Source organism: Streptomyces sp. SID4985 (assembly GCF_009863025.1).
Classification (GTDB): domain Bacteria; phylum Actinomycetota; class Actinomycetes; order Streptomycetales; family Streptomycetaceae; genus Streptomyces.
Map to the genome: position 1 here is coordinate 1 of NZ_WWIR01000454.1, position 6061 is coordinate 6061.

Below are 6061 nucleotides of genomic sequence, written 5' to 3' on the forward strand. Positions count from 1 at the left end.
CCGCGCGGGGCGTGCGGGGCACGGGCAGGCGTCCGTGGCGGCCGGGCGGGTGCTTTCCGCGCGGGGCGGGTGCGGCGCGGGCGGGCGTCCTGGGTGGCCGGTGGGTGGCTCTCCGCGCGGGGTGTGCGGGGCGCGGTCAGGCGTCCGTGGTGGCCTGACGGGCGCTCTCCGCGCGGGCCAGCGCCGCGTCCACTGCGGCGTCTTCCTTGCTCTTGGCGGCGCCGCCCTGGGTCTTCACGATCACCCGGACCACACCGATGAACAACGCGGCCATGACGACCGGGGGAACGAGCGCGGAGACGTAATCCATGCGACCAGAGTAGCCAGCGGGGGTGGGGCGCAGGGGGCGGGGTGCCCCGGAGTGGGGGGCGTTTCCGTCGCTGCCCCGCTGCGGCCGCCGGGGGGTGCCCCAGGGCGCCCTGTTGCGGCCGTCGGGCGTGTCCGGCGGCCCCCTTACGGGGACGGGGCGTTACGGGAGGGGGCTGCTCGTCGTCGTCCCGATGTGGTGCCCGAAAGAGCTCCCGGTACGGGGAGGGGCGCCCGGGGACCGCGTCCCCAGTCGCCGGTCCCGCTACGGCCCGGCCCTCGGGAGTGGCCCGGGGGCGCATACGGGCAGAGCCGAGACCGTGGGCCCCCCGACACGCGCCATCCGGCTGCGGCCCCGAGGGGTGTCCTGGCGGCGCGTACGGGGCCGGAGTGTCACGGAGCCGGGCCTGGCCCCTTGGCTGCACCGCTGTGGCCCCCGAGGAATGTCCTCGGGGGCCACAGCGGGTGGAGGCGGGAGCGGTTGGCCGAGGGGTCAGCCTGCCGCGAGGTGCTCGGACGCCGGGTCCTGAGGTGTCGCGGGCTTGCGGGGCGGGAAGACCTCGCCGGGCGTCGGGACCGGGCGCTTCGGCTGCTCGGGTTCCGTCCCCGGTCGCTCGGGCGCGGGCGCCCCCGGCTTCCGCCCCGGCTTGGCCGGATCGGCCGCGCCGCCGGGCAGCGCCAGGAGGTGGGACCGGGAGGCGGGCAGCTGGATCACGCCGGGCACGAGCGCCGAGACCGGAAGCGCCGAGGCCAGGATGGCGGCGGCCGGAACACCGGGAACCGGGGCGGCGGGGGCCGAGACGGCGGACGCGGGCACCAGGACGGCGGGGACCGCGAAGGTCCGGGCGGCCCGAGATGCGAGCGCGGCGGCCTGGGTGACCGAGCGCGGGACCAGATGGACCGGAGCAGCCGAGGCCGCTTCCGCCACGCCTGAGGCAGCCGGAGCCGAGAACGTGGAGGCCAGGGCGCTCGGCCCCGGGACCGCGGAAGCCGGGGCAACCGAGGTCCGGGCCGCGACGCCTGGGGCAGCCGGGGTGGAGGCCGAGAGCAGGGCCTCGCGCGTCAGGACAGCCAGGGCCGTGGCCGTGACGGCCGGTGCTTCCGAGGTCGAGGGCGAGGACGACGGCGCCGTTCTGGGCGCGCCGGCGAAGGCGGGGGTGGCCGGGGACGGAACCGCGGAAGCCGGTGCCGCCGAAGCCGTACCCGCGCAGGCCGGGACCGCCGGAGACGGAATCCCAGAAGCCGGACCCACCGAAGTCGGAATCCCAGGAGCCGGTGCCGACGGAGTCGGGCTCGGAGAAGGCGGCGTCATCGAGGCCGTGCCCGTGGACGTGGAGGCCGTCGGGGCGGGGATGCCAGGGGGACGTGACGTCGGAGACGGGTGGGGGGCCGGGTGTTGTTCCGGGACTCCTCGGCAGTGGGCCAGGAGGGTGGCGGCGTCGGGGTTGCCGCTGAGGGCCTTCAGGGCGGCCAGGTCGTCGGGGGTGGGGCGGTGGCCGGTGTTCAGGGCTTCCGCGAGGAGGGAGAGGTAGCCGGTCGCCGTGGCCGGGAGGGCCGCTCGGTAGCGGCCGAGGTCGGCCAGCAGGAAGGACCGCAGCCGGGCCGCTTCGGCCAGCGCCTCGTCGAGCGTCTCGGCGAGGCGGAAGCAGTCCTGGACGTCCTCGGCCGAGGCGGGTCCGGGGTGGAGGGCGAGGGCGAGGGCACGGCGGAGCACGCGCAGCTCCTCCGCGCCGAACGCCATGCCGCCGCGAGATCCGTATGGCGTGGGCATGGGGCGACGGTAGCTCTAATCGGACAAAAGTTACGAAACACAGCGTTGTGTCGACGCGTGTCGTGCCCGGTTTCCTCCGGCCGGCGCCGCATCCGGCGCCGGCCCCCTCACCTGCGCGGGATGTTCCGCTCGTAGACCAGCCGCAGCCCGATCAGCGTCAGCCACGGCTCGTGCTCGTCGATCACCGAGGACTCGCCGAGCACCATGGGCGCGAGCCCGCCCGTGGCGATCACCGTGACGTCGTCCGGATCGTCGGCCAGCTCGCGGGCCATCCGGGTGACGACGCCGTCGACCTGGCCCGCGAAGCCGTAGACGATGCCGGACTGCATGGCCTCCACGGTGCTCTTGCCGATCACGTTGCGCGGCCGGGCCACCTCGATCTTGCGGAGCTGGGCCGCCTTGACGCCCAGCGCCTCCACCGAGATCTCGATGCCGGGCGCGATCACCCCGCCGACGTACTCCCCGCGCGCGGAGACCGCGTCGAAGGTCGTCGCCGTGCCGAAGTCGACGACGATCGCCGGGCCGCCGTACAGCTCGTTCGCGGCGACCGTGTTGATGATCCGGTCGGCGCCGACCTCCTTGGGGTTGTCGAACTGCACCGGCACGCCCGTCTTGACACCGGGCTCGACGAGTACGGAGGGCACGTCGCCGTAGTAGCGGCGGGTGACCTCGCGCAGCTCGTGCAGCACCGACGGCACGGTCGCGCAGATCGCGATGCCGGTGATGCCGTCGCCGAGGCCGCTGCCGAGCAGCGGGTGGCTGCCCATCAGCCCGCGCAGCAGCACCGCCAGCTCGTCGGCCGTGCGGCGCGGGTCGGTGGACACGCGCCAGTGCTCGACGATGTCCTCGCCGTCGAAGAGACCGAGGACGGTGTGGGTGTTGCCGACGTCGATCGTGAGCAGCATCCCGTCACTCCGCCGCGCGCAGGTCCAGGCCGATGTCCAGGACCGGCGCGGAGTGGGTGAGGGCGCCGACGGCCAGGAAGTCCACCCCGGTCTCGGCGTACGCGCGCGCGTTCTCCAGCGTGAGCCGCCCCGACGCCTCCAGCTGGGCGCGCCCGCCGGTGATCGCGACGGCCTCCTCGCACTCCCCCGGCGTGAAGTTGTCCAGCAGGATCAGGTCGGCGCCCGCGTCCACGACCTCGCGCAGCTGGTGCAGGGTGTCCACCTCGACCTCGACGGGCACGTCCGGGAACGCCTCCCGTACGGCCTTGAACGCTGCGGCGACGCCACCTGCGGCGACCACGTGGTTGTCCTTGACGAGGGCCGCGTCGGACAGCGACATGCGGTGGTTGACGCCGCCGCCGCAGCGGACCGCGTACTTCTCCAGGGAGCGCAGGCCCGGCGTGGTCTTGCGGGTGTCGCGGACCCGGGTGCGGCTGCCCTCCAGCATGTCGGCCCACGCGCGCGTGGCGGTGGCGATGCCGGACAGGCGGCCGAGGATGTTCAGGGCGCTGCGCTCGGCGGTGAGCAGGTCGCGGGTGCGGGCGGTGACGGTGAGCAGCTTCTGCCCGGCCTCGACCAGGTCGCCGTCCTCGACGTGCCGCTCGACCTCGAACTCGTCCTCGCAGACCACGGAGAGCACGGCCTCGGCGACCCGCAGGCCCGCCACGACGCCCGTCTCGCGCGCGGTGAAGTCACCGGTGGCGCGCGCGTCCTCGGGGATGGTCGCGACGGTGGTCACGTCGACACCGCCCGCCAGGTCCTCCTGGACCGCGACGTTGGCGATGTCCTCGACCTCGACCGGGTCGAGCCCGGCCGCGGCCAGCAGTTCGGCGAGCGCGGGGTCGAGCCCGCACTCCAGGTACTCCTCGTCCTCCTCGCCGCCCGCGCCGCAGGCGCAGCCGTCACCGCAGCCGCCGGTGGGGGCGAGGGGAAGGTCTTCGGTGCTCACGTTCGTCACTGCTCCTGGGGACGGGTACGGGTGGGACAGGTCTGCGAGGGGTTACCGGGCCGGGGGCCGGAATTACCGGGTCGGGGGGAAGTCTGCGGTCTCGGTGAGGCGCTCGGCCAGGGAGCGGTCCGGGCGGAGCGTCACGACGATGTGGCGGCGCCAGTTCTCGTCGTCGCGCTCGGGGCGGTCCTCGCGCCAGTGGCAGCCCCGGGTCTCCTCGCGCAGCCGCGCGGCGGCGACCAGCACCCGGGCGATGCCCAGGAGGTTGGTGGCCTCCCAGGTGTCCACGCCGGGCTCGGGGGTCTTGCCGTCGGTCTCCAGCGCTTCGAGCGCCTCGGTGTGCAGCCGCTCCAGGCGCTCGGCGGCGCGCGCGAGGGAGTCCGCCGAGCGCAGCACGCCCGCGCCCTCGGTCATGATCCGCTGGACGGCGAACCGGGCCTCCGGCGCGAGCAGCGGGTGCGCGGGGCACTCCGCGTGCGGCACCGGGGCGGGCACGCGCGCGGCGAGGGTGCCGTCGACGTGGGCGGCCGCGAGGTCGGCGGCGATGCGCTCGGCGTAGACGAGCCCTTCGAGCAGGGAGTTGGAGGCGAGCCGGTTGGCGCCGTGGACGCCGGTGCAGGCGGCCTCTCCGCACGCGTACAGGCCGGGCACGGTCGTACGGCCCCGGTCGTCGGTGCGGACGCCGCCGGAGGCGTAGTGGGCGGCCGGGGCGACCGGGACCGGCTCGGTGACCGGGTCGATGCCGTGGGCGCGGCAGGCGGCCAGGATGGTCGGGAAGCGCCGCTCCCACATCTCGGCGCCGAAGTGCCGGCCGTCGAGGTACATGTGCTCGGCGCCCGTCTCCTGCATGCGCCGCGTGATGCCCTTGGCGACGATGTCGCGCGGGGCCAGCTCGGCCAGCTCGTGCTGGCCCACCATGAAGCGCGTGCCGTCGGCGTCGACCAGGTGGGCGCCCTCGCCGCGCACGGCCTCGGAGACCAGCGGCTGCTGGCCCTCGGCGTCGGGGCCGAGGAACAGCACGGTCGGGTGGAACTGCACGAACTCCAGGTCGCTGACCTCGGCGCCCGCGCGCAGGGCAAGGGCGACGCCGTCGCCGGTGGAGACGGCCGGGTTGGTGGTCGCGGAGAACACCTGGCCCATGCCGCCGGTCGCGAGGACCACGGCGGGCGCGTGCACGGCGCCCACGCCGTCGTGCTGGCCCTCGCCCATGACGTGCAGGGTGACTCCGGCGGTGCGGCCCTCGGCGTCGGTGAGCAGGTCGAGCACGAGCGCGTTCTCGATGGTGCGCAGGCCGCGCGCGCGGACCGCGTCGACCAGCGCGCGGGAGATCTCCGCGCCGGTGGCGTCACCGCCCGCGTGCGCGATACGGCGGCGGTGGTGGCCGCCCTCGCGGGTGAGCTGGATGGTGCCCGCGTCGTCGGTGTCGAACCGGGCGCCGGTCGAGATCAGCCGCCGTACGGCGCCGGGGCCTTCGGTGACCAGGAGGCGTACGGCCTCCTCGTCGCACAGGCCCGCGCCCGCGACCAGGGTGTCGTCCAGGTGCTGCTCGGGGGTGTCGCCCTCGCCGAGCGCGGCCGCGACACCGCCCTGGGCCCAGCGGGTGGAGCCGTCGTCCAGACGGGCCTTGGTGACGACGACCGTCGTCAGTCCGGCCGCCTCGCAGCGCAGGGCGGCGGTCAGCCCGGCCACACCGGACCCGACGACCACCACGTCGGCCGTGATGGACCAGCCGGGGGCGGGCGCGTGCAGTCGTATACCTGTGCTGGTCACAAGGCGGCTCCGGGGGTTCCGAAGGTGAGGGGGAGGTTGTCGATCAGCCGGGTCGAGCCGACCCGGGCGGCGACGGCCAGGACGGCCTCGCCGGTGAAGCCGTCGCCGATCTCGGTGAAGTCGGCGGGGTCGACCAGGGCGAGGTAGTCCAGGACGAGCGGTGGCTCGAAGTGGACGCCCTCGTCCAGGATCTGGCGGGCGGCCGCGCGGACGGCGGCCGGGCCGCCGGGTACGGCGGTGGCCACCGCGTGCGCGTCGGCCGCCGCACGGGACTCGCCTATGGCGCTGAGCGCCTCGGCGCGCGCGTGCGTGGACGGCACC

Annotated in this window: 5 protein-coding genes and 1 pseudogene; all 6 read right to left on the reverse strand. The window is 75.4% G+C overall.

Annotated features, from left to right (window positions below; all coding sequences use genetic code 11):
• Positions 1-136 precede the first annotated feature (136 nt).
• Entirely contained in the window at positions 137-310 is a 174-nt protein-coding gene (locus tag GTW40_RS32750) for a hypothetical protein (protein WP_202486157.1), read from the reverse strand.
• A gap of 1410 nt (positions 311-1720) precedes the next feature.
• Positions 1721-2047, reverse strand: a pseudogene (locus GTW40_RS33230) (hypothetical protein); the annotation flags it as partial.
• Positions 2048-2184: 137 nt separating this feature from the next.
• Entirely contained in the window at positions 2185-2982 is a 798-nt protein-coding gene (locus GTW40_RS20055; RefSeq protein WP_018548013.1) for a type III pantothenate kinase, read from the reverse strand.
• A 4-nt stretch (positions 2983-2986) separates the two neighbouring features.
• Positions 2987-3970, reverse strand: coding sequence for a carboxylating nicotinate-nucleotide diphosphorylase (nadC, locus tag GTW40_RS20060; RefSeq protein ID WP_161181574.1), 984 nt, complete (start codon positions 3968-3970; stop codon positions 2987-2989).
• A gap of 72 nt (positions 3971-4042) precedes the next feature.
• On the reverse strand, positions 4043-5740 hold the full coding sequence (locus GTW40_RS20065; RefSeq protein ID WP_161181575.1) for an L-aspartate oxidase: 1698 nt from the start codon (positions 5738-5740) through the stop codon (positions 4043-4045).
• Positions 5737-6061: pantoate--beta-alanine ligase (locus tag GTW40_RS20070; RefSeq protein ID WP_202486158.1), on the reverse strand; the 325-nt coding region annotated here is incomplete at its 5' end. The genes GTW40_RS20065 and GTW40_RS20070, both read right to left, overlap by 4 nt.